The following is a 25417-nucleotide window of genomic DNA, read 5'->3' as shown; positions in this document are numbered from 1 at the left end:
ATTAAAATGAAGTTGTCTCTAAAGCCAATTGCCGACCATGACGAAGGGGGCCCAGTAAATGGGATGATGGTATTTACTGTGCAAGAGGTTAATTTGCGCTTGTTGCAAGGCTTTGGCTTTGCTCATTCCGGGTTGATTCAAGTGTTGGTAAAAGTCAACCATAAATTGGGCGGTAGATTGGTCTCGAACAGCCCATAATGTAGCCAGAGTGCTTCTAGCGCCCGATCGCAGGGCAACCCCGGCTAATCCTAATATGGCTCGCTCATCTCCTTGTGCGGTTTTGCAGGCACTGAGTACGAGTAATTCGATGGGGTTTTGCAAGGGTTGCGATCGCGAGCTGACCAACGTATCCAGTTCGCGCACATTAATTTGACTATCCCAGGTTAAGATAAATGTCTCTTCTGCATCGCTGCTAAATTGACCGTGGGTGGCTAAATGGACAATGGGAAAAGGCGTTTCCTGAATTGCCTGTTTCAGTTCCTCTGCCGTAAATTCCCGATCGAGCAACACGCGAGTTTGAATGCGATCGCCAATTTGTTCCACTTCGGAAGCAACACCGGGAAGGGGGCGAAATCCTTGGCGAGCTTCACTGAGTCCGGCGGTGAGCGCTTGTAATTTTTCTGGCTCTAAAGGGGGAGATTGGATCAGTTTTAAGCTTTTGGTGAGGGCGATCGCATACTCTTCAACTAAATAGTGTTCTCCATCATAAAGCGCAGCCATGGGCACATTTTGCAACTGACTATCGAGAACAAAGACTAAGGTTTCAATTTTCGATGCTCTTAAGGCACTCTCTGCGGGTTGAATCAGCCAATTATAGGCTTGTTGGTAGAGCTTCAGCCGTTCTTGATTGGAATAGGCAGGGTGTAAAGATTGGCGCATTTGTCGTAAATGCTCTTCTAATTCCGGTTGGGGAATGGGGGTAGAGTAGTGTTGTTGGATGTCGCCGGGAAGCGTGAGAATGACTTCTAGGCGATCGGGTAAAATAATTGGATAAATAACCGCAGCTTTCGGGTCAATTTTATCAATGGGTGTCGGGCGGTTGGCTCGACAGGCTTCACGGAAAAAGTGATCTAATTCTGCCAGTTGCAGAGCTTCGAGAATGTCACGGGCTTCTTGCACCCGGTTTGGATCTTGTGGATTCTCCTCATCCGGTTGTAGCAAAAGACCAATTAATCCCCGATAAACTGGATCGATATCTTCCCTAAAAGAAAATTGCATATCTGGGTTGGTTGCTACCACATCCCCCCGAATTGACTCTAGGGTATCGACTGCCGAGCGATAGGCAACCAGGGCAGAACGTTCATCCTCTTGTTGCACCAGTAGTTGCCCTTGTTGCCAACTGGCTCTGGCTTGCAAGTCAGCCGCGCCGATTTTTTGGGCCATAAACAGAGCTTCTTGGGTGAGTTGTAGGGCGGTTTCCAGTTCTTCGTTTTGGGCATAAAGTTTACCCAGTTGCAAGGTTGCCCAGCCTTGCGCTCTGGAGTCTTTGAGGGTAAGGCTCTGTTGTCTGGCAAGTTCGGTGAGTTGGGCGGCGGTTTCTAGCAGCGTGGGGTCAAGTTCGGGTTGCAGGCGAAAGAGTCTCAAGAGACTTTCGGCGACGTTGAGATGGGCGTAAATACTGCTGTGGCTTAGGGGCAGTTGGGCGAGGTCAGCTTTTAATGGGGGGATTAATTCTAGGGCTTCAGTAAAGGCTTGTTGTTCGAGGTGGAGTCGGAGAAGGTTGGCGTTTGCTTGGACTTTGAGCAGGAGATGATCGGGAGTTGTGGCGATCGCCTGTTGATAATAGTCTAGGGCTGCTTCTGGATGGTTGCAATCTTTGGCCAAATTGCCCAAACTCAAGAAATTTTGGGCAATTTCTGAAGGAGCGTTCAAACTCTGGCTCAGATTTAAGCTTTCATCGAGTAATTGTTGGGCTTTTGCAAACTGAGCCGCGAGATGGAAGCTAACCCCCAAGGTTCTCAAGGCTTGTACTTTGAGCAGGCTAGGGGGTTGAGGTTCTAAGCGTTCGATCAGAGCATTGAGGAGGTCTTGCGATCGCTCATTTAACCCTAACCGTTGCAGAACCGAGGCTTGATTCAGTTGACTACCGGTTACCCCTTCCCCATCTCCGGCTTGCTGATAGGCTTGTTCTGTCTGTTCCCAAGCGGATAGAGCCGCTTCCAGTTGTCCCTGACTGTAATACAGTTGTCCTTGGGTATTGAGAACTTGGGCAAGAATGCCCACTTCTGAGGGTAAAGGCTTTAAGAGGTTCAGGGCGCTCTCCATGCTCTGTTTAGCGCTCTCCCAGTTGCCCAAACCTTGATAAGCGAGGGCGAGATAACTGAGAGTGAGCGCTTGTTGGGCTGTTTCACCGCTACGTTCAAATTGGGTGAGGGCAGGTTGCCAAAGGGCGATCGCCTGTTCATACTCCTGTTTTTGATACCATTGACGACCCTGGTCAATTAAATCAGTCGTCTTAGTCGTCGCCAAAACTGTTCTCGGTTGCTCCTTTCCCACTGCTGGCACTCCCATACCAACGAGCAGAGCAACAACCAGAGCAATTAAAGCGATCCATAAGAACTTTACCCAACGGTGTTTGTATCCCAGATATAGCATTTTCCCGATTACCGATTACCCCTCATCCCCCTACCCCCTTCTCCCGCAGGAGAAGGGGGAAAGTCAAGAATCCCGTGGGAGAGGGATTGAGGGAGAGGGCATGAATTACCCATTAATGTAGACAAGGCTGAGACAGTATACCGAATTGAGCTGGGGGAGAAGGTTCATCGGCCACTAATTCTATATTGCCGCGCTGATTCACGATCCATCTTTGTGCTTCTACAATCGTTGGTTGTGGCTCAAAAGAGCGATCGCCTCGATCTTCTATCTCTAAATTCGGTCGTAAATCTGACCAAATGGTAGCCGTGCTTAAGGTTTGGGTAGGGTCTTCCGGTAAACCTCCCCGTCCTTTGACGACAAAAACATTACCTTCATCTTCCGAACACCCCACGGTAATCAATTGACTGGGATCGGTGAATATTTGCGGGGACTCAAGGGTAAGGATGCGATCGTAGAGATGGATATTCCTAAACGAACTGACTCCATCAATGGTCAACTGGAGCGTTTGCGGAAGATGGAGGGGAGTGGTAGAACGCATTTGACCGAGGGTGGGACTCCCATAGATGAGCAGTCCCAGGACAGTGAAGCCATAGAGGGGGATAGGGTGGACAGAAAACATTGCGAGGTAATGGGTAATGGGTAATTAGGAAAACCGTTTTTTGCGCTATATAGCAAACCTAAATGAGTTATGTAATAACTGCCCCTCATCCCCCTACCCCCTTCTCCCGCAGGCGCTGTCCTGAGCGAAGTCGAAGGGCGCTGTCCTGCTTGCCCTGAGCGTAGCCGAAGGGAGCGAAGTCGAAGGGCGCTGTCCTGCTTGCCCTGAGCGTAGCCGAAGGGAGCGAAGTCGAAGGGAGAAGGGGAAAAGTCCCTCTCCCGTGCTAATCTTGTAGGGGTTTTAAGATAACCTGTCAATTTGGCTAAAAATCATCCAATATGGCAACGTTTGCTGGTGTGTTGACCAATCTGTAGGGGCGTTTCATGTCGCAAAGCGAAACGGCCGTTCGCCCCTACAGAAGCTCCCAACGACTACAATCAGGTGGCTCTTGAGGGTCAGCAGATGCGTACAATTTTCGTAAGAATCCTATATCAAATTTTGCGCCTTGCCAATCACAAGCCGATTTCACTTGCTCAAGAGTGAGGTCGGCTTCACGGAGGTCGGCTCCACTGAGGTTAGCTTCACGGAGGTTGGCTCCACTGAGGTAGGCTTCACGGAGGTTGGCTTTACCGAGGTCGGCTTTACCGAGGTCGGCTCCACTGAGGTTGGCTTCACGGAGGTTGGCATAATGGAGGTAGGCTCCACTGAGGTCGGCATCACTAAGGTCGGCTCCTCTGAGCTTGGCATTACGGAGGTTGGCTTCACTGAGCTTGGCATCACTAAGGTCGGCTTCATAGAGGTCGGCATCACGGAGCTTGGCATCACTAAGGTAGGCATCACTAAGGTCGGCTCCACTGAGGTCGGCTTCACGGAGGTCGGCTTTACCGAGGTAGGCTCCACGGAGGTCGGCTTTACGGAGCTTGGCGTGACTGAGGTCGGCTCCACTGAGGTCGGCTCCACTGAGGTCGGCTCCACGGAGGTCGGCATAATGGAGGTCGGCATCACTGAGGTAGGCTCCACGGAGGTCGGAGAGAAGGAGGTCGGCTCTAAAGAGGTTGGCGTGACTGAGGTTGGCGTGACTGAGGTTGGCTTCACGGAGGTCGGCATCAGGGAGGAGGGATCTAAAGAGGTTGGCTTGACTGAGGTTGGCGTGACTGAGGTTGGCTTCAAAGAGGTTTACTCTACTGAGGTTGGCTCCTCTGAGACTCCAACAACGCAAAGAAGTTAACTGATACCAAGTACAACCTTTAGCCAAATACCGAGCTGCTTCTGTCCGTTTGTCAATAGATCCTCCTATATGTTCTGATGCTAAAGTCTTGTAAGCAGCGCCAATTCTGAAGTATGTGATTGCCTCGTTAAGCGCAAAGACAACAGCGATCGCCATGAGCCAAAGCTTCCACTTCTGGGGACTTGGCCGCCTCTTGGGAACGCTGTCTTGGGGATGGGTAGAAGGGGATTGCTGAGAATCGGAAGTAGCCATGATGGGAAGGCTCTTAAAAAATGTCTTATATCTCTATTTATACTCCATTTTTAGGGATGGCGGGTAGGTCGCCAGGAGAAGACCATGATAAGACTGAAAGTCCACTGCACTATCGTGCCTATCCTGCGATCGCATAGGTCTGACTCTGTGAATGGGAGAGGATGGCGATCGCCTCTTCATACTCCTATTGTTCATAAATTGACGACCTTGTTCAATTAAATCAGTCATCTCATACACTGATGACAGATGACTTCAACCAAGCAGCTATGAGTACCACAATTGCTGAGGGTCAAATTTACGATCGCCTGGGGATAACTCCCGAACAACTGGTTGACTTTTGTCAGCGTTGGCATGTGGCTGAGTTGGCTGTGTTTGGCTCCATTCTGCGGTCTGACTTCCATGCTGGCAGCGATATTGATATTCTGGTATCCTATCAACCGACGGCTCAACGGGGACTGTTTGAAAAGATGCACATGCAGGAAGAGCTAGAACTCTTATGCTCGCGCGATGTTGATTTGATTAGCAAGAAAGCGATAGAACGCAGCCAGAACTGGATTCGACGCAAGAATATTCTCGATTCGGCTGAGGTAATTTATGTCGCGAGATAGAGAATCTTTAGTCGATATTATGACGGCTATACAACTTATTTTTCAATATACTCAAGGTATTGATTCTCAAAGCTTGAGCAGTAATCTAGAAAAACAAGATGCGATCTTGCGCCGGATTACAATTATTGGTGAGGCCACCAAAAGATTATCAAAAGAGTTTAGACAACTGCATAGCAGCATACCCTGGAAAGAAATAGCAGGTATGCGCGATGTGATTACTCATGATTATGATGAAGTCGATATTGATGAAGTTTGGAAAGTAGTTTCGGAGAATTTGCCTCAACTTCTGAGCTATATCGAACCGTTAGTTTCCAATGATGATAACCCAGAATAATTTAGGTTGGAACGCTGTGTGTGGGATGAGCAGAAGGGGGTTGCTGAGAATCGGAAGTAGCCATGATGGGAAGGCTCTTAACAAACGTCTTATATCTCTATTTATACTCCATTTTTAGGGATGGCGGGTCGGTCGGCAGGAGAAGACCATGATAGAATTGAAAGTCCACTGCACTATCGTGCCCATCCTGCGATCGCATGGATCTGACTCTGTGAATGGGAGAGGATGGCGATCGCTCCCGTCTCGGCTAATCTCGGCTAAGATGTATCAGACCCTATTCTCTCCTGCGAAGCGCTCTAGTTTAATCTGATTGAGTATCAGAAAAAGACTGTTTTTGACGCTGGTGAATATCAGCCAGGATATCATCCATACTCATTTCATCTAGCCATTGATGACGCTCTGCGGTGTAATCTCCATTGCCTGGGTCAAACAATCTCAAAAATTTTACCGAATCCACATAACCCAGGTTATCCACTAACACCTTAAAGCCTTTTCTAGCCAGTTCAACTGGAGTCATACTATTTTCGCCTCTTTAGGTTTCAACATCCATTAACCAAATCACAGGATTGGCAACTTTGACCCTGAGAATATCTTCATATTCTATCGCTTTTTTCATCAGGCGATCGTCAGTCGTTAAGAAAATATCAACATTCCCCTCTTCAGCGCAAGCGATATGTAGGGCATCATAAGATTTCAACCCTAGTCCAACTAACTCCCTTGCACGACCAACCACATTATCTGTAACTAATATATTATCTTGGGCAATTGATAAAGACTGCATAACTTGTTCCGCCTGATTAGGATTAGGATTTTGAGAAATTTCAGACTCTATAGCTGTGCTACTGATTAAGATAAAGTCCCCCGATAAACATCGTAAAGTAATTTGATCAATTGCCTCGGTCTCAAGTTTAATTCTCTGTTGTGATTGATCGTCAAAAGGGCGATGCAGACAGCAAACATCCATATAGATGCGATAGTTCACTAGATCGCTTCCTCCAATGTCAAGAATTTTTTCATATAGCCAATTGGAATAGTAATGAGACATGGCTGTAGGGGCGAGCGGCCGCTCGCCCCTACATATACCGATGTTCTAGATAGATTGTAGAGAGATTGATGTGTCTCACTGTTAATCAAGTTTACTCCATTTGTAGGGATGGCGGGTCGGCAGGAGAAGACCATGATAGAATTGAAAGTCCACTGCACTATTCTGTCCATCCTGCGATCGCATGGATCTCACTCTGTGAATGGGAGAGGATGGCGATCGCTCCCGTACCTAAGAAATTAATGGGTTAAGGTTAATAGGCTATTATGGCTGATTTAAAGGATTTTGGGACTGTCTCAGCTCAAATGAGGCAACGCAAGGAGTGCGTTAGCGTAGCGTGTCCGAAGGACAAACATCTTGCTCGCTAGAGAACGGCAGCGAGCAAGATGCTCGCACTACACTCATTAATCATTACTCATTACTCATTACTCACTTATTGCTTCCCTGCCCTGGGAATGACAGAATTGGGGTGAGTATCCACAACTGAAGCAACTGATGACCATGAGTACCCTGTCTGGAGATCTGCAAACCCCCATCCCCCACGATCCTGACCATATTTTATCGCCTTTGAATGGGTGGCAGGCGATCGCCAGTTCGGTGTTAGGAACGAGTCATCAGAAGCGGGGGCAACCCTGCCAAGATGCCCATGCTTGGGATATCCTGGGGCCGGGATGGATAGTGGCAGCAGTGGCAGATGGAGCGGGTTCTGCGTCGTTGTCGGATGTGGGAGCGCAAGTGGCAACGCAAACGGCAGTGGAGCAGATTAAGCGCCAATGGGATAAATTAGAGGCAGAACATGCCGAGGTCTGCTGGGAAGAGCTATTAGGGGAAGTGTTAGAACAGGCTCAAAATGCGATCGCCGCAGAAAGCTTGAGTCGAGATATAGAAGTGCGTCAGTTAGCGAGTACATTGTTAATTTTGGTGGCTAATTCCCAGAAGGTAGCAGTCGCGCAGGTAGGAGATGGAGCCGTGGTAATTGGCGATCGCCAAGGTCATCTTACCGCACTCACCCAGCCAGAAAACGGAGAATATGCCAATGAAACTACCTTTTTGATTTCTCCCAACGCCTTAGAGAGCGCCCAAATTAAGGTTTGGGAAGGAGAAATTGCCCATTTTGCCCTCTTCTCCGATGGACTGCAACGATTGGCCCTAAAATTACCCGAAGGTGATCCCCATGCTCCCTTCTTTACCCCCCTGTTCCGGTTTGTGGATCAAATGGAAGATGCTGAAGCGGCTCAAAGTCAATTGGAGGAATTTCTGGCTCATCCCCGGATTACGGAACGGACAGATGATGATTTAACTATGGTATTAGCCAGCTTGAAGTCAATGAAACATTCATAAATGCCAGAGGATCGCGATCGCTCCGGTCTAGGCTAAGATCTCTCAGAAGACGATTACCCATTACCGTGCGAAGCGCCCTATGTTACCCGCCAACCTTGCCAACCGCATTACCCTCGAACCCGGCAAACGGGGAGGAAAACCCTGTATTCGAGGCATGAGAATTACAGTTTATGATGTCCTGGAATACTTAGCCTCTGGAATGACCTATGAAGAAATTCTAGAAGATTTTCCCTATCTCACCCAAGAGGATATTTTAGCTTGTTTAAGTTTTGCTGCTCAACGGGAGCGATTGATAGTAGTCGTTGAGTAATCATGTTGTTATTTGACCAAAATCTCTCGCCTCGCCAAGTTTGGGATGAAGACAATAGGGCTGTCTTCATATAGCTGTCTCGTTTGTTTCTCGATTAGGTTACCGTATGGCTACACTGCAAATTGAAAACTTACCCGATGAAGTGTATCGTCGTCTTCAAAGTCTAGCGTCTGAACAGCAATGGACAGTTAATGAGGCGGTCATTCATGTCTTAGCACAATCCTTGGACGCGAATCAAACCATAACTGAATCCGTACCAGAGATGGAGTCGATGTCCGATATTTTGCACAGAATTCGCTCTCGTCCTAGAGCTAATCCGCAAGATTTTGGTTTTAGAGATAGCACGGTGTTAATTCGAGAGGATCGCGATCGATGACTTCTGAACTAAGATATGTCATTTTTAAATTCAACGAATCATGAAGCTTCAACGCCACTCAAATCAACACTGGATAGATTTACAATCCGCCACGGAATTAGGGGTGGGTGGTGAAGCGAAAGTCTATGGACTCAGCGAAGATCAGACTCTGGTGGCTAAGGTTTATCATAAGCTGAAACCGGAATATGGCCCTAAATTGGCGGCAATGGTGGAAAATCCGCCTAATAATCCTACTGCGAGTCAAAATCATCTTTCGTTTGCTTGGCCGGAGGATTTGCTTTTAAATCAGAAGCAAGAGGTGGTGGGGTTTTTGATGCCGCGCATTAGTGGAATGCGACCGATTATTGATTTGTATAATCCGAAAACTCGCCGCACTCAATGGCCTTGGTTTGAATATTCTCGGTTGCATCGAACGGCGCGAAATTTGGCAGGCGCTCTGAAGAGTTTGCATGAGCGGGGATATGTGATTGGGGATGTGAATGAGTCGAATATTTTGGTGACAGAAACGACTTTAATTACCCTGGTGGATATGGATTCGATTCAGGTGAAACATCCGCAAACGAAAGAAGTTTATCGCTGTCCGGTGGGTAAGCCAGAATTTACGCCTCCAGAGCTACAAGGTCAGTCCTTTGGTAATTTGAATCGTACTCCGGAACAGGATTGTTTTGGGTTAGCGGTGTTGATTTTTCAGTTATTAATGGAGGGAACCCATCCATTTGCAGGAGTGTATAAATTACCGGGAGATCCTCCGGCGATCGCCCAACGGATTGCTGAGGGGTATTTTCCCCATGGGACGCGATCGGTTCCCCTCACGCCTATGCCCGTATCTCCCCCATTCACAATGTTGCATCCAAAACTGCAAGTGTTGTTTCGGCGCTGTTTTGAGGAAGGGTTTGAAAATCCCCATGTGCGCCCAGATGCCAAGATGTGGCAGTTGGCGCTCCAGGAGGCAGAGAAGGAATTAATTACCTGTAGCAAAAACGATCAGCATCGCTATGGGAGTCATTTGGATCGCTGTCCGTGGTGCGATCGCACGCAACGGTTAAATGGGCGCGATCCCTTTCCCTCTCAAAGCGCCGTAAAACGGGGACTGCACCTGAAACCGGTGAACCGCAAGAAGATTCCCATTCAACCCGCTCCGACCCATCATTGGGGAGGTCATCGGGTGTCTAATGCCCCCTCAACAGCTCCAGGCTGGTCTAATTTTACGCCTTTGCCGCCCTCGAATTCTGGCTATCCCCAGAATACACAAGGAGGGCCCATTCCAGTGATGCAAGCCTCTTGGCGCGATCAAAAGCATCCTTCTCTACATCCCCTATTAGCGGGGGTATTTGTATTAAGTTTAGCAGTTGCAGGAGTTTGGTATGGGAATCAAAGCAATTTCAGAGAAATTCGGTTTCGTGCCCCCCAAAAAATAGAACTGAGCCAAGGGAATGTGCAGATTCGGCTGGCTCATACGATTGATTCCCAGAAAGAACCCATTAACGCGATCGCCATGAGTCCCAATGGTCAACTTTTGGCCAGCAATGGTACAGAAGGCACTGTGAAGCTGTGGGAATTACCCGGTGGAAGCCTGAGCCGCACCCTCAATGCTCATCAGGATCAGCGCGGTTCCTATGCCGTGAGTGCGATCGCCCTCAGTCCCGATGGCAAACTCTTGGCCAGTGCCAGTCGTAGCGATAATCGCTTAAAGATTTGGGATCTCGGTAATAACCAACAACGGCAGATTGAACCCCAGGAGGGATTACAGGGAGTGGTGACCTTAGCGATTAGTAGTGAGTATAAAATTTTAGCAACGGGCAGCCGCGATCGCACTGTCAAGCTATGGGACTTATATAATGGCTTTCGCCGCTTAACCTTTTCCTGGGAAACCGGATGGGTAAATCGTTTGGCCCTCACTCCCGATCAAAAAACCTTAATTGCGGGTACAGATACGGGAAATTTATATCAAGTTAACTTAATCAACTTACAAGACAAAGTGCTACCCAAAGTCACGAATTCCGCCATAGAAGCTCTGATTGTCATGCCCGATAATCAACGGTTTATCGTTGGTCAAGGTAGCCAAATTTTCATCCGCGATCTGACTTCAGGAGCGATACAACTGACACTGCTGCATCCGGGGGAAGTGAGAGCCTTAGCCGTGAGTCCCGATGGTAAACTTTTAGCCAGTGGTGGCGGCGATCGCACCATTCAAATCTGGAATCTAGACACCCAAGAAGCGATCGGCTTCCTCCGAGATCATGATGACGAAGTGTTATCCCTCGCCTTTAGTCCCCAAGGCGATCTCTTAGTCAGTGGGGGAGCCGATGGCAACATTAAGATCTGGCAAGTCAGTGAAAGCAACAATTAGCGATAGTCCCTACTAGGCGATCGCTCTACCGTATCAATCGTAGTGGCGTGACGCAGCTAAAATGAGCAATAGAGGAAGGAGTGCGAGCATCTTGCTCGCTGTCACCTCTAATATAAAATCTATTTATTTGCGCTACAGATCTCTGTAGGGGCGGGTTATACCCAAATCTTGTAGACTGACAACTATTTTTGTATTCATGTCCGCTTGCGGAAACCCGCACGAACCCACCATGTCTCTACAGTACACAGAAAGTAGCAACCATTTAAGGATTTGATATAACAAGCATCTTGCCCTGTCACCTCTAACAAGCAAGATGCTTGTCCTGCGGACACGCTACACCACCCATTCCTAAAACACCAAATGAGCTATGTCACGCCAGTAGGGTGGGCAGGAGAAAACCGCAGTATCATTCAAATTCTACAAGTAGACCCTGCCCACCTTAACATCTGTACCTGAACCACACTTCACATTTCGTTACAAGCCATTAATCCGATAAAACTCTCTTTGGACAAGGGATTGAGAGAACATAACTCAAATCGTCTCTTAAACAAAATATGAAGTTTTATTACAGATTTCTCGATTTTGCATAAAACTACCCCCCCAAAACCTGAGTACCTTATAGAAGCCTTCATCGCTTCTGCTCAATCATCATGTTGTGCATATACCAAGGATTACCCCCATGTCGTTCTTAAACTGGTTTAGAAAAAAATCATCCAAAACCTCCAACCCCCAAGACTCTCAAACCTTTATTCTCGAACCCATCCTCACCCCTAGCGGCATCGTCGATGGATTTGAAGAAACCCCAGATAACCTCGATACAGACAGTATTGACATTCCCGAACTTGATACTGACCTCGTTGAAGAGACCGATACACCAGAAACCCAAGAAGTAGAACCCGATGCCAATACCCGCGAAGAAATCGACACGGCTGAAGTCACTAATCTCATTCCAGACGAAGACATCGAAGAGATTGAATTTATTACCGACTTGCCAACAGAACAGGATACAGAACCCAACGAAGTCATCAATGCTGAATCCGAAGTTGACGGTTCTCCAGAGCAAGTAGTAGCGCCAACCTTAACTCTAGATGGAACGGGTGAAACAGAAGAGGGTACAGAACCGAGCAAAGTTATCGATGCTCAATCCGAAACTGAGGATTCCCAAGAGCCGGTTGTAGCACAAGCCTTCACCTCGGAAGCCACCAGTGAAGAGGAAATTCTTCCCACAACAGATGAGACAGCAGGGGATGAAACCCTGGAAAACTCAGATGAACCAGAAGAGGCTACCGACAAGAATCAGCAAGAGCAAGTCATTGAGCAACTCGCCCAACCCGAACCTAATTTTGAATTTGATTCCGGAGTCTTCACCGTTGGCGAAACTGGAGAAGTAGAAATTGAGTATCTCTTTGATGGTGGGAAATATCAGGGAGAAGTCGCCTTCTTTAGCTTAGAAGGCATGGACAACCTAGAACCTGGTTCAGAAGCCTTCATCCAAGAAGCTGCCGCTCGCGCCTTGGGTATCGAATCCACCGAAACCCCATCCGATGTAGGGGCGGGTTCATCAACCGATTCGTCGATTGACCCAGATTTAGGTGAACCCGCCCCCACCGACACCGATTTCCCCGCCGAAAATGCCCCTAAATTGGGTCATATCGTCATTTCTGACAAAACAGAAGGCGCGAAATTCGAGGGCGCTATGGGCGAAAAGAACTGGAATAGAGGGGAATTCGCCGGTGTGAAAACCGTGCAGATGCGCCCTGGAGACACCTTTGGCGTAATGCTCGTTCCCAACAAGAGCGTACAACAAGTATTCGATAACCCCAGTATCGGCGGTTCCGGTCGTCCTCTGTTCTCCCTTTCTACAGCAAATCCTGATGATGGGTTGCATGTGGGCCAAATTGCCGATGTTACCGGAGATGGCCATACCTTTGTCATGGAAGATATCCGGGTTGATGGCAACAGCGACTATGACTACAACGACATCATCTTCCGCATCAAAGGCGCGACAGGTAAAGCAGTACACCTCGATGACGTGATTGACATTGAGAACGACTGGCGCGAAACCGAATTAGGGCAAGAGATTCTCGATTATATTAAACCCGAACCCATAGAGGTCATTAGCGAGATTGAATCGGTGGTTTTAGACCCAGAAGAGTCTGAGCCAGTGATTGAATTATCCGATATTTTCGCAGTTGCAGAAGATGAAACAGTTACCTATGAGTTAGTTGAAGGGGGCGATGTAACCGAAGAATTACCTGATGATGTGCCTGTAATTCCGGGGATTGAGGACACCGAGCCTACAGAAACAGAAGCTTCTGCTAGTTTAGAGGGCGATCGCCTCCAAATCAACCCCCAACCCGAAACCGACATTACCGAAATCACCGAAATTGCCGTCCGCGCAGTATCCGAAACCGGAGAAAGCGCCATCCACACCATCGAAGTCGTCAACAACACCGTCTCCGAAGAATCCGTAGAAGCACTCAATACCGGCTTAGAAAAAGTTCAGGAAGCCCTTGAAGAAAATCCCGATAACCTCATCGAAGTCTTAGAAAATCCTGAACTTCTGCCCGTCGTCGAAGAAGTCTTTACTGAACTCGAAGACAACTTTGGCACAATTTACAACGTTCTAGAGCGTCCCGATATCCTCGAAAAAGTCGGCATTGCCCCCGAAGCCGCAGAAACCTTTAACGCCATTATCGACAACCCCGAAATCGGCGAACTCTTCGGCTTACCCGGTTCTCTGCAAGAAGCCTTCACCAGCGAAGACTTTAGCCAATGGGACAACTATCTCATTAACGCCCAAGGCGCAGCCTCCCTAATTTTACCCGACTCGCCTGATGTTCCCGTTGCCTTCATCGACTTTGCTGGAGACCATGGAGAAGACGTTACCGAAGTTTTCGAGTCCGTTAATCCCAGCAATGAATACGAAACATTAGGCATAGAAGGAAACAATTGGGCACAACAACTTATCGCCTATGTCGATACTCTCCGCGACGATGCCGGATTACCCACCACCAATAACCCCGTAGGGGCGGGTTCTGCAACCCTCCCCAACACCAACCCAGATTTACCTGAACCCGCCCTTTCCCCCACCATCAATGTGAATAACATTACTGGTGAAAATGCCACGGGTATGGGGGCAGGTTTACCAATTGATGCGTCTAACGGCCAAAATTTGGGTGAACCTGCCCCTACGGGTGACGCGAATAATGTGCGCGGTATCGTTAACCTCAGCTTCGATTTAACTCAAATCGACGACCAAGGGCAAATCACCACCCGCTATCAACTCACTCCAGAAGAACAACTCGCCCTGCAATACGCTCGCGATAACAACGTTCTCCTCGTTGTCGCCTCTGGAAATACTGGGGATGATATGTCTGCCTTGGGACAAGCTGCCGATGAATTCGACAACATCATCACCGTCGGTGCAGTCAACCCCACCGAAGAAGTCGCCGACTATTCCAGTCGCGGCGAAACCCTCACCCTCGTTGCTCCTGGAGGAGAACATAAAAATGACCCCGATGCCTTTGTCGGTACATCGCGGGCAACCTCCTATGTTACCGGAGCCGCGTCTTTAGTTTGGCAAGCGAATCCAGAATTAAGCTATCAGCAAGTCAAAGAGATTCTCGTACAAACGGCAAAAGACTTAGGCGAAGAAGGTTGGGATACCGAGAGCGGTGCAGGCTTGCTGAATGTCACCGAAGCCGTGCTGATGGCGGGGTTAATTGCTCCAGAAGAGGTCGTTAAGAGTGAAGATATCGACGTGAGGCGTTTTACCGGCGAAGGGCGGGTTACTACTCAAACTCGTGCGGCTGGAGAAGCCACCGAGCAGGCGATAGAGGCTCTCACCGATACCCAGAATCAGTTATTGCAGCAGTGGCAAACCCTATCGGATTTAGGTAATCCCGATTTAAGCTTAGAGGACTTGCAAAAAGCCCTGGAAGAGCAGAAAGAACAGGCATTAGAGCGCTATCAGCAAACCGACACCGATGCCGCCATTTCCCTTGCCGAGTCAGAACAGTTAGCCGACGCTTTAGCCTTGGCAACCCGCCATCATCAACTGGAATTAGGGCGCTTGCAAACCTTGCAAACTCGCCAACAGGAGTTAAACGAACAATTAGCAGCATTGAAAGCCGAGCGCGAGCAAGCAGTTGAAGGGAATACCGAGCAGATAGAGCTACTAGAAGAAGCCATTGCTCAGAGCAAGGAAGCAGTGAAAGACGCGCTGGCGAAACTGCAATACCAGTTAGTTGACCCCGATACTTTACTCGCTGACCCCGATGCTGTGCAAGCTGAGATTGACAAGTTAAAGGCGAAAATTGCCCAGTATCAACAAAAATCTGCGGCTTTGAGAGCGACTGCTTCGAGTTTTTATCAGCAAGGAGCGCAGCACCGGCAAATACAGCACCATCATACTCATCTTGCCCATCAGTATTCTTGGATAACTCAACCTCGTCGTTCTTGGCTAACTTGCGGACGCTCTCCCAGGCAAAAACATCCTCTATACAATCACCACATGGCTCTAGCCAACCAAGCTGGCAAAAATGCCTACAGTGCTGAAACCCAAGGTCATATCTTGTCAACGAATGCCGCGAAAATTGACCAGCTTGCGACTCAGATGAATCATCAAACTGATGTTTTGAGCGGTTACCAGCAACTCCTGGAGAATAATAATCAACGCCTCTCTCAACTTACCGGTGAATCTCAACATGCCAATCAAATCTTAAAAGTGCTGCAAGAACAAGCAGCCAAAAAGACTCAACTGGCAGAAAAATATTGGCACAAAGCTGCGTTAGCTGAACAACGGCGTAAGCAAAATCAAGATACGGCTAACCATCATAATCGTCTGTATCAGCCTAATGTTGGTCGTTTTAGTTGTGGACGACATCCCGAACATATTGCACCTCGAAATCAAGCCCAACATCAAGCCAATGTTGCTGAACGCGAACGCCGGGTTTTTGAACAATGGGCGCGACAAGCTCAAACCGAGGCCGATAACCTTAATCAACAGGCGCGAGCGTTGGCAGAACGGGTGGCAGATTGGCCGGAATTGAAACAGGGAATTCAATATGAAATCAATGCCAACGAGCAAAAATTGCAAGCAGAAGAAGATTTACTCGCCTTGCAAACTCCGGTGCAACGGCAGCAACTGGAAACCCTGGATTTACAAATTCAACAAGCTGAGGAAGAATTGGCGAAACTCGAAGGCGAGCAGTTACCCACTCAGGAAGATAAAGCCAAGGCAACGGAAGCTCGGTTAACGGATTTGCAAGAGCAATCTACAGCCAATCGTGAGGAACGGAAAACCACCCAAAAGGATTTACAAACGTTCCTGGAAACCTATGGCCATCTCTTGCCCTATCCAGAGCGCTTGCAAGCGATTAAAAAGCAAATCCAGCAACTGGAAGACGAGAAAATTCGCGCTCAAGAATTGTTGATACAGTTGGGCAATGCGGTAACGACGAATCCCGATTTAGTGGAGCAATTTGAAGCGGTGCAAGCCTATATCTCCGATATCGACGAACAACTGGATTGGGCGAAATTACAGGAAGACCAGATTAATTGGTCTGCTCCCCAATCTCCGCAACGGTTGGCGCTGGCGAAGTTGATTGAAGAGTTGGAAAACCGGCGCGATAATTTACCGGAAACCAATTCTTTGCCGTTGCAAGAGTATATCGATTTCTTGCGGGAAATGGAGAACCGCAGTACGAGTTTCTTGAATGGCTTTGATGACTTGCAAGACCGGTTAGATGCGGCGCAAGAACAACAAACGGATGCCAATGAAACCCTGGAGCGGTTGCAGGGAGAATATCGCGAGTTGGGACTGGAAAAAGCGGCGATTGAGGAAGAGAAGTTAATCGGGAAGCAAGTAGAGCTATGGCAAGAGAAGATTGACGAAGAACAGGAGGTTCTCAACGGTTATCGAACTCAAATCCGGGATGCTCATGGGGTTGCTGCACACTGGGAAAATCAACGGCATCACCATCAAAATAGTGCGAATTATTGGAATGGTCGAATTCGCACTTGGGGTGTTGTTCGCTATGAGGGTAAAAATCGACGACCGGTATATGGTTGGATTCATAATCACCAAGCAGAACATAATCGCAATGCGGCTCAAGCGGCGGCGAATAATGCGGCTCACCAACGGAATTTAGCCACTCAAAAAGCAAAAGAACTGGAGTCAACTTTACAACCCTCGATTCAAGAGTCAGAGCAAAAGCTGGCTAACCTGAAAGAGACGCAAGCGCAGTTTACCGCGATTCAAGCGATTAATGCTGAGGCTGATTTAGAGGATGCCATTGCCCTCAAAGAACAGCAGATTGCTGATACGAATACAGCTATCCGGACAACCCAAGAAGAGATTAAAATCCTTGAGCATCATCTGGCGCAGTCTGAACAAGATAAAGTTGGGCAAGAGGACTTGATTTCCGATAAAGAAGCTCAGATTGATGACATTGAATCTGAAATTGCGGAGACTGAGGGCAAGATTGCTGATAAAGATGCGGAAATTGGCGAACAACAGTCTGTTTTACAAGGCTATCATCAGCAGATTCAAGATGCGAATGCGGTAACTCAGAATTGGGAAAGCCAGCGTCAGCAACATGAAAACAATGCCAATCATTGGAATAGTAGAATTAACACTTGGGGAGTAACCGGTCATCGCTGGGAATCTTACCGATATAAATCAGGAAAAAATTGGCGTACTGGATGGCGACAAGTTCCGGTTTATGGTTGGATTCACAATCCTCAAGCTGTAGTTAATCGTGATGCTTCTCTGGCTGCGGCGCAAAATGCAGCTCAACAACGCGATATAGCGGCTCAAGACGCACAAAACCTGGCGAATCAGTTACAACCGGAAATTACAGCAACTGAAACCAAGATTGCTGATTTAGAAACAGAGAAACAAGGACTAGAGGCTCAGAAAGTGGCCCAAGAAACTCAATTGGCGAATCAGCAGCAAGCCTTGGAACTGTTGAAAACTGAGTTATCCGAGATTGAGGATAAAATCACTGAACTTGAGTATGATATTGCTGCCAATGAAGTCAAGATTGAGGACTTGCAGGCGCAACGGGAAATTAACGAAGAGGAGCGGGATTATTTCCAAGCAACTCTGGATGAAATTAATGAACGCATTGCCGATAAAGAAGTGGAAATTGCCGACAAATATCGGGAAATTGAGTTAACCGATAACTACTTGCGACAGATGAATACGGAAGTCGAGCGGCTCGAAAATCGGTTGACGGTTCTGAATGAGGCGGATGCGTTGGAATCGGATTATCAAAATGCGGCGGATGCTTGGCAAGAGGCGCTGGAAAATCAGGTTACTGCGACAGAAGAGTTGGTGGAAATTCGCCAGCAAGGGGAACAAGACCGGCAAGCTCTGTTAGGGTTACAATCGGATTTGGCTGAGACTCAAACGAATCTGGCAGAAGTGACGGCACAGCAGGAAGAATTGCAAGCTGAAGTGGCTGATGCTCAGAAAGATTTAGCGTTTACTCAACATCAATTACGGACGCAAGAGTTGCAGTTGCACAGCTTGAGAGCGCAGGATGCTCCCCTACGCAGTGCGGAAGGTTATTATTACGGACAAGCGCAATACCATCGTCAACATATGTGGTATTGGAATGGGCACACCTATGCTTATCATGGTGGCCATGCTGCGGCTTATCGCCATAATTTGCAAAAAGCGTCTCGGTTGGCAGAACAGCGCAATAATCTTTGGCCGAAAATTCAGGAAACTGAGGCGAAAATTGCGGAACTGAAAGGAGAAATTCCACCGAAAATGGCTGTTGTGAATGAGAAGCAAGCGGCCCTGGCTGAAGTGACTCCGAAAGTGACCCAGTTGACGGCAGAAGTGGCTCGAATTGAAGGGGATATGGCCCCGATTATTGCGCGGCTTAAACCCCTGCAAGAGGCGGAAAAGGCTAAATTAGCGGCGTTCCAAAATGCGGTGAATGAGGCGACTGATGCGGCGGATGAGTTGGCGGAAACGACTTCCGAACAAGCGGAAGCGCTGCAACGGATGATTAGCTTTGGGGTTTTGGGAACAGAGTCGGATGTGGATTTCTTTGCCACGGAAGTAGAACCCAAAGTTAATGAGTTTATCGAGCAGTTGGAAACTCGCAGCACCGAATTAACCGCAGAATTGGATAATTTGAATAATCTGATTGCTGATTGGGAAGACGAATTACGTCGAACCCCCATTGTAGGGGCGAACGGCCGTTCGCACCTACAGGCCTTGATTGATGAGACGACCATTCAGCGCGATCGCCTCTTAACCCGCCAGCAGGATAATAAAGATATCATCACCGCTCTCACTACCCGTCTCGAAGAAGCCACCAACGCCATTCAACCCCTGCGTCAGCAGCAAGAACTGGAAATTCGCCAGCAACTGGAAACCAATGATGAGCGGTTAGCAGCGCTTGAGCGTCAATTGGAGACGGAAGAAGCCACAGAGACAGCATTGAGCGAGGATACCATCTTAGCTTACGCGCAATTGGGCGATCGCCTCCGGCAAGACCTGGGCGATGCAGCCAAAGTTTGGACGGAGCAACTGCTGGAGGGACACGCACAAACCAAGGAAATTGGCGCAAGTCAGCAGGAATTATCCCAATCTGTCGATGATTTGGTGGCGTATATTGAGGAGAAACTGGGGGATGTTGATGGAGAGCGCGATCGCACGTTAGCCAATTTGCGCGATGCTATTACTACCCTGGAAGTCGCTGCTCCCCGCTATGACGAACTCGAACAAGGGCAAACCACCTTAACCCAAGAAATCGACAAGCTCAAACAGTGGATTGAACAAGATGCCCAGCTCTGGGAAGAAATTGCCCCCATTGCCGAGCGCTATGGTGCAGAGTCCGAGGAGTTGGCAGAGTACCAGCAGCAGTATGAAATCTACAAGCAACAGGATGAAGCACGAGCGCAGCAATACGAAGCTCAACGGCATCAGTATCAAATGAATGCGAATTATTGGAATAGCAAGGTTCGCACTTGGGGTATTACGGGTTGGCACTCAAGAAGTTCCTGGCTGCAACTGCTTAAAAAATTACCCGTCTATGGATGGGTTCACAACCACCATGCTGAAGCTCAACGGAATGCCTCTCAACATGCCGCTAATGTTGCCGCTCAAAAACGGAATGCAGCCTTACAACTGCCCACCGCTAAAGCTTACCGTGCGGAGTTTCTAAATAACGCTCCAGAGAATGGTACAGCGATTGACATTCTGCAAGCAGAAGCAGAATATAAGAGCCAAAAATATAATAACCAACTCGCCCAAGTCACCGGCCAACTCGCGCAAACCAATGCCCAAGCCTCAGCAGCCCTAGCCCAAGCCGACTGGTACGAAAAACGAGCAGCCCACCATTGGCATCGCAGTCGCAAAAATGGCCCCACTTGGACAGAGCGCCGGAAAACCTGGAAGCGCGGTAGGTCTGGTAGGAGAGAAGACCATTGGGTTACCCTCACCCACATCGATCATGACTGGATTCTCTGGGATACTTATACCAAGTATGCCAAGCAACTGCGCGAACAAGCCGTTCGTCAACTCGTTGCCACCGATAACCAGTCCCAGCAACAGGAGCGCTTAAAACCCCTAGCCGAACAATGGGCAAGCACCGTCAACGCCGTCAATGCAGCCGAGCCTTCTATTACTGCCAGTCGCAATTTAGTCGAACAGCTAGAAGCCAGTCGCGAACAAATTCCCGCCGCCAAGGAAGCGTTGCAGCAGCTCGAAGATATCTTACCGGAAGTCGAGCAACAGTTAGCTCAAGCGCAAAAAGAAGCCGATGCCTATAACGCCAAAGTTCTCGCCGAATGGAAAGAACTCGAAGCCAACGACAGCCAATATCTGCCCATGGTGGAAGATATTCTCAAAAAACGGGGCGCACTCAACCGCAAATCCCAGGAATTGCAGCATCAACTTGCCGATGTCGAGCAATGGGTAGAGCGGCAAACCGTTGCCCTGACGACGGAAACCGAGGAAGTCAACCGCCTGCGGGAAGACTTAATTGCCCAACGGGAAATCCTGTCCGAACAAATTGCCCAATCTTCCGGTAATGTTGACCTACAAACCAAACAGGCGCAACTGCAAAACGCCCTAGGGTTGCTCGACAATAAAGCCACCGTCTTGCAGCAACAGCAACGGGCATTTAGCCAAAAACGCACCCTCTTGACTGCCGAACATGAGGTCATTCTCGCCGAGCAACGGCTGCTCGATGCCTATCTCACCTCTCCCGGCGACTTAGAGCAGTTGCAACAACAGTTAGCTGATGCACGCGCTGCACTCGCCGAAGCCCAACGGTTGGCAGAGCAAGCGGAAGCCAGCAGTCAGGCGCTCACGGCTCCATTGCAAGAGGTGCAAGCCGATTTATTGGCGCAAAATGACGAGCATTTACGAGCCGCCAAAGAACATCAGCAGATTCTGCGCGACTTGTTGGAAGCGACGGAATTAAACGCCAACTATACCTTGCAAGCAGCCCAGAAACAACGGGAAGTCAATGACCTGGAATTCCAGATTCAGCAACGGTTGCAGGAGATGATAAGAAATGGCAATCAGGAGGCGAAACACCTGCTGGATGTAGCCATGCACAATGATATGGCGACGGCTGCGGAAATCTACTATCGAGATTATAGCGATATTGCCAGCGATACCGGGGGCAGTTGCGCTGGAGGGATTGCCCGCCCGGAAGACCGCGCCCTAGCGAACCGCTACTATCACGAAATGCTCACGCACCGCCAGCTACAGCACCGTGCCCAAGCGCAAGCCAACCACTTCGGCCACCTGAAACGCACGGCCCAAGCTCAGAAGAATGCGTTGCAAGCGCAACAAGATACGGCAGCGAAAATGCTGAAAGATATTAATGACCGCATTGCCGAAACTCAGGAGGAGCGAGAGCAGAAACAACAGGAGTTAGCGGTGGCTCAAGCCCGTCTAGAGGGCATTACCCGCATCCGGGAACAAACGGAGCAAACGTTTATCACCCTGATAAATTTAGAACAACTGAATCTCGCCCAAGCGCAGTTAGAGCAAACCATCGCTACCCAACGGCAAGAGGACATCGAGAAAGCGGTAGAGGAGCGCTTGGAGCGAGAGGCGATCGAGCTAGAGCGTCAACGGTTAGAAGCGCGGGCGAAGTTGGAGCAACTGGAGCAGTTGCAAGCCGAGGATGCCCTGCTACAAGGGGTGAATGCGGTGCGCTCTCAAGTCGGTTTAGACGGCGTTGATGGGGACTTTAACCCGGTACAGGTGCAGTCGCAAATGGCGACACTGTTAACCCAGTTGCAAAATTTGGAACAGCAACAACCGGAATTACCGCAAGATTTGAAAGCGCTGTTAACAGAGGTTGAGAGTGATATTCATCAGGCTTTGCAAGGCGAAGAAGCGGCTAACATTCAGGGCAATCTGTTTAAGGTGATGGCTGGTTTAATTGGCCAAGTTCAACACTATAAAGCCGATATTAATCGCATCGAGTTAGAGGAACAGTGGGATATTGCCCTGTTACAAACTGCCGAGCAAGATATCCAGAAAGCGTCTAAAGATTTTCTGAAAGAGTTGGAGCGAATGGAGCAGTTGGACGGTGAAAAACAAACTCTCGACCCACTCTATTTGGAGACTTTAAATAAAGTTGCTTTAGCCGAGCAAGCGGTTGATATTTCCAACGAACTCGCCCAACAATCGAAGGAAATGTTGGAGCAAATTATCGAACAACGGGTTGCCGAACGGAAGGCGCGGAAAAAATATTTCTGGAACAGTACATTGGGACTGATTTCGCAAGTCATGACTGTTCTTAGCACTATTGTTTCTATTCTCAGTGTTTCCTTCCCTGTGTTAATTCCTTTTGCCATTGGTTTAAGCCTGGCGACTGCGGGAATTACTGCCATTCAAGCGGTAATGAATGGAGATTGGTTAGGCGGTATTTTCAGTGTGGTAATGGCAGGTTTAAATGCGGTTACCATGGGTATGAGTAATACCCTGACTGCCGGAGCTAAATTAGCTTTGCAATCCCTACAATCTGTGGCTGCGGGTGCTTTTAGTGGCGCACGTTCGATTATGTCTGGCGAGAGCATTCTGGGCTTCTTACAAATCCTCGGCAGTATCGCCAGTGTCGCCTCTGCGGGTGTAGGTGGCTTGGTTAAAAACTTGAGCGCAACCACGCAAAAAGTGATGCTTTCCGTGGTGCAAAGTCTGGAAAAAGCCCCACAGATGATTTATGGAGGGATTAAGGCGATTCAGGATGGTGACTGGTTAAACGCGATAAGCAATATTTTCAATGCTGTTCTTTCCGTCGGTCAAAGTTTTGCCGGTAATTTCAATAGCACTCTGTCTAAAGTTTTGGAAGTTACCGGTAAAGCGGGTAATACGGGTCTGGCATTAGCTGGCGTGATTAAGGATGGTGGCATTGAAGGGTTGCTTTCTGGAATCAATGGTATCTTGAATATCTGGAAAGACGACCTAGTTGGTTTGGTTGATAAAATTTCTGGGAAAGAGGAGTGCATTTGTCCACCTGAGATCGATAGCAAACAGGAATCAAACTCTGATGATCGCGAACTTCAGGAAGTAGCAGAATATTATGGAGTGCCATTAGAAAATGTTTGGCAGGATAAGGATGGCAATATCTACATCGACCCAACAGGAACAAAGTACAGCACTACAAATCCAGAAAATGGTAATCAAGAAGAAAATGAACAACAAAATCAGGAAAAATTAGAAGGATCTGCACAAGGAATATCGCTAACTGAACTTGATGCTAATGGAAATCCAATACGAACTATTCAGTTTAAAGAAGCATACCCACAGCCAGAAGTGATATTAGAGGGAAAATATCCCGAACAGGTTCCCGAAAAGGCAACTAGATATGTTGATGTCAGAGATAGTGGAGTACCGATCGGATACATATATGAGTTAAATGGTCAGTACAGATTTGTTGATCGAAATGGCAACGATTTTCCTTACGGAAATGCTTTTGGCGATCCTTCTTCTTTATTCAAGGCTGATAATTCTGGTGTAGCTTCTGCTGAAAGCAAGGTTCTGGAAAGATATATCAAAGCAGTATTAGATGCTGCCAGTATGACTGGAGACTGGGCTATTGGAAAAGAGCGCGATCGCGTTTTCGGTCCGGGCAGTGTTCAGGTAGAAAGCATGATGGATTCACCAGGGGTCAATCAGGCAAGGGAACTGTTTTATCAAGGTAAACTGTCCCCTGGAGAAGCAAAGCATTATAATTTTGGGCCAAAAGAGTTTTTGGATGCAGGTCTCGATCCAACAGAGCAATTTGTAGGGAGCTATAATGTCAAGGTTTCTCCCAATTCAGATGGAACTGTTCAATTTATCGTTGAAAATACAACAAGCTTGCAGTCTTTCTTACGTTATGTAGAGTACATACCAGGGCTAAAAGATTTAGTTGATCCACCGCCTCTGTTTGAACGTAGTGAAGTTCCGTGGCTGTATGAAAACACTGGTTTTGGGCCAACTGGTAATATGAGGCAGATTTACACCTGGAGTGAACCTCAGCGTCCTAGTACGGCTGTGAGAATAACAAATATTTCTGAAAAATATGTAGATTCTACTCAATCACCCTGGATCAAAAATGGGCGACTGGGTGAAATCAAAGTTACTGGTGGTTATATGGAATCTCGTGGCCACAATTACAAAACTTATCAATCTCAAGCCATATTTGCAGATGGCAAAATTAGAACGATTGGCCCTGGTAATTACAATATTGGCATTGACTATGACGTGAAGGATAAGCGAGTTCGTACATGGTATGGAGGAGAGGTGGTTTCATCTGGAAAAGAAGGTGGTTACGGAACTCGTATCCGTATCAAAACTGATGTCAATTATAACTACAAAGGAACAGACTACCCAGTTTATACAGCTTACGCACACATGGCAGATAGTAAATATCCAAATGGTAGCCAAGTAAAACCAGGAGATAGAGTAATAGCAGGACAAGACATTGGAACACAAGGTAATACAGGAAATTCTTTCGGAACTCATGTTGATTTACAGGTATGGATTGAGGTCAATAATCAGAAAATTAATGTGAGTCCAAATGCTTTAGAATCTCAAATCAAATCGAGGCAGACAAAATAACTCAAGGTAATAAAGATGCGATCGCCCTCTGGTTATCCTTTGGCGATCGCCCCCTCTTCCTCAATCAACCTTCAGGACTCATCCCATGAACATCATCAAAACCCTATCCATCCTTCTCTTTGGCACTACCATCCTAGGTATTGCCTCCCCAGCACAACGGAATTCATGCCTGTAATGAAGTACATTAGAAAGATCCCCCCTAACCCCCCTTAATAAGGGGGGAACAAGAAAGTCCCCCTTTTTAAGCAGGGGGTTTTCAAAGTCCGGGGCAATCTTTAAAAGAAAAGT

Annotated in this window: 13 protein-coding genes; 7 read left to right on the top strand and 6 right to left on the bottom strand. The window is 48.0% G+C overall.

Annotated features, from left to right (window positions below):
* Positions 1-18 precede the first annotated feature (18 nt).
* From PMG25_RS04405 to PMG25_RS04395, 3 genes are all read right to left on the bottom strand, one after another.
* Positions 19-2595 carry a CHAT domain-containing protein gene (locus PMG25_RS04405; RefSeq protein WP_283765695.1) on the bottom strand — a complete coding sequence of 859 codons (2577 nt, stop codon included), beginning with the start codon at positions 2593-2595 and terminating at the stop codon, positions 19-21.
* A gap of 112 nt (positions 2596-2707) precedes the next feature.
* Positions 2708-3214: a hypothetical protein gene (locus PMG25_RS04400; protein WP_283765694.1), complete on the bottom strand. Its 507-nt coding sequence runs from the start codon at positions 3212-3214 to the stop codon at positions 2708-2710.
* Between the two features lie 391 nt (positions 3215-3605).
* Entirely contained in the window at positions 3606-4673 is a 1068-nt protein-coding gene (locus PMG25_RS04395) for a pentapeptide repeat-containing protein (protein WP_283765693.1), read from the bottom strand.
* 266 nt (positions 4674-4939) lie between these two features.
* Between PMG25_RS04395 and PMG25_RS04390 the strand changes: the two genes are divergently transcribed.
* Positions 4940-5281 (top strand): nucleotidyltransferase family protein, encoded by a 342-nt coding sequence (locus PMG25_RS04390; protein WP_347178742.1) that lies wholly within the window; start codon positions 4940-4942, stop codon positions 5279-5281.
* On the top strand, positions 5268-5615 hold the full coding sequence (locus PMG25_RS04385; protein WP_283751956.1) for a HepT-like ribonuclease domain-containing protein: 348 nt from the start codon (positions 5268-5270) through the stop codon (positions 5613-5615). The genes PMG25_RS04390 and PMG25_RS04385 overlap by 14 nt, the downstream gene beginning before the upstream one ends.
* A 301-nt stretch (positions 5616-5916) precedes the next feature.
* On the opposite strand, the gene PMG25_RS04380 is transcribed toward PMG25_RS04385, so the two are convergent.
* Both PMG25_RS04380 and PMG25_RS04375 read right to left on the bottom strand, forming a co-directional pair.
* Positions 5917-6132 carry a hypothetical protein gene (locus PMG25_RS04380; RefSeq protein WP_283751957.1) on the bottom strand — a complete coding sequence of 72 codons (216 nt, stop codon included), beginning with the start codon at positions 6130-6132 and terminating at the stop codon, positions 5917-5919.
* A 15-nt stretch (positions 6133-6147) separates the two neighbouring features.
* Positions 6148-6660 carry a PIN domain-containing protein gene (locus tag PMG25_RS04375; protein ID WP_283751958.1) on the bottom strand — a complete coding sequence of 171 codons (513 nt, stop codon included), beginning with the start codon at positions 6658-6660 and terminating at the stop codon, positions 6148-6150.
* A 492-nt stretch (positions 6661-7152) separates the two neighbouring features.
* Between PMG25_RS04375 and PMG25_RS04370 the strand changes: the two genes are divergently transcribed.
* The 5 genes from PMG25_RS04370 (at position 7153) to PMG25_RS04350 (ending at position 25129) form a co-directional block, all read left to right on the top strand.
* Positions 7153-7998 carry a PP2C family serine/threonine-protein phosphatase gene (locus PMG25_RS04370; RefSeq protein WP_283765692.1) on the top strand — a complete coding sequence of 282 codons (846 nt, stop codon included), beginning with the start codon at positions 7153-7155 and terminating at the stop codon, positions 7996-7998.
* A gap of 79 nt (positions 7999-8077) precedes the next feature.
* Positions 8078-8308 carry a DUF433 domain-containing protein gene (locus PMG25_RS04365; RefSeq protein WP_283765691.1) on the top strand — a complete coding sequence of 77 codons (231 nt, stop codon included), beginning with the start codon at positions 8078-8080 and terminating at the stop codon, positions 8306-8308.
* Positions 8309-8414: 106 nt separating this feature from the next.
* Positions 8415-8684: a hypothetical protein gene (locus tag PMG25_RS04360; protein WP_283765690.1), complete on the top strand. Its 270-nt coding sequence runs from the start codon at positions 8415-8417 to the stop codon at positions 8682-8684.
* A 40-nt stretch (positions 8685-8724) separates the two neighbouring features.
* Complete coding sequence (locus PMG25_RS04355; RefSeq protein WP_283765689.1) at positions 8725-11034, top strand: protein kinase domain-containing protein; 2310 nt, start codon at positions 8725-8727, stop codon at positions 11032-11034.
* A gap of 679 nt (positions 11035-11713) precedes the next feature.
* On the top strand, positions 11714-25129 hold the full coding sequence (locus PMG25_RS04350) for a DUF4114 domain-containing protein (RefSeq protein ID WP_283765688.1): 13416 nt from the start codon (positions 11714-11716) through the stop codon (positions 25127-25129).
* 78 nt (positions 25130-25207) lie between these two features.
* Here PMG25_RS04350 and PMG25_RS04345 read toward each other — a convergent pair.
* Positions 25208-25417, bottom strand: a 210-nt coding sequence (locus PMG25_RS04345) for a hypothetical protein (protein ID WP_283765687.1), incomplete at its 5' end; no start/stop codon positions are given.

It is taken from the genome of Roseofilum capinflatum BLCC-M114 (genome assembly GCF_030068505.1).
Taxonomy (GTDB): Bacteria; Cyanobacteriota; Cyanobacteriia; order Cyanobacteriales; family Desertifilaceae; genus Roseofilum; species Roseofilum capinflatum.
This window is presented reverse-complemented; position numbering and strand designations above follow the sequence as displayed.

Bases quoted from the DNA above. Each gene is read 5' to 3' on its own strand.
- PMG25_RS04405 (WP_283765695.1), bottom strand. From the start codon at position 2,595: ATGCTATATCTGGGATACAAACACCGTTGGGTAAAGTTCTTATGGATC.
- PMG25_RS04400 (WP_283765694.1), bottom strand. From the start codon at position 3,214: ATGTTTTCTGTCCACCCTATCCCCCTCTATGGCTTCACTGTCCTGGGA.
- PMG25_RS04395 (WP_283765693.1), bottom strand. From the start codon at position 4,673: ATGGCTACTTCCGATTCTCAGCAATCCCCTTCTACCCATCCCCAAGAC.
- PMG25_RS04390 (WP_347178742.1), top strand. From the start codon at position 4,940: ATGAGTACCACAATTGCTGAGGGTCAAATTTACGATCGCCTGGGGATA.
- PMG25_RS04385 (WP_283751956.1), top strand. From the start codon at position 5,268: ATGTCGCGAGATAGAGAATCTTTAGTCGATATTATGACGGCTATACAA.
- PMG25_RS04380 (WP_283751957.1), bottom strand. From the start codon at position 6,132: ATGACTCCAGTTGAACTGGCTAGAAAAGGCTTTAAGGTGTTAGTGGAT.
- PMG25_RS04375 (WP_283751958.1), bottom strand. From the start codon at position 6,660: ATGTCTCATTACTATTCCAATTGGCTATATGAAAAAATTCTTGACATT.
- PMG25_RS04370 (WP_283765692.1), top strand. From the start codon at position 7,153: ATGACCATGAGTACCCTGTCTGGAGATCTGCAAACCCCCATCCCCCAC.
- PMG25_RS04365 (WP_283765691.1), top strand. From the start codon at position 8,078: ATGTTACCCGCCAACCTTGCCAACCGCATTACCCTCGAACCCGGCAAA.
- PMG25_RS04360 (WP_283765690.1), top strand. From the start codon at position 8,415: ATGGCTACACTGCAAATTGAAAACTTACCCGATGAAGTGTATCGTCGT.
- PMG25_RS04355 (WP_283765689.1), top strand. From the start codon at position 8,725: ATGAAGCTTCAACGCCACTCAAATCAACACTGGATAGATTTACAATCC.
- PMG25_RS04350 (WP_283765688.1), top strand. From the start codon at position 11,714: ATGTCGTTCTTAAACTGGTTTAGAAAAAAATCATCCAAAACCTCCAAC.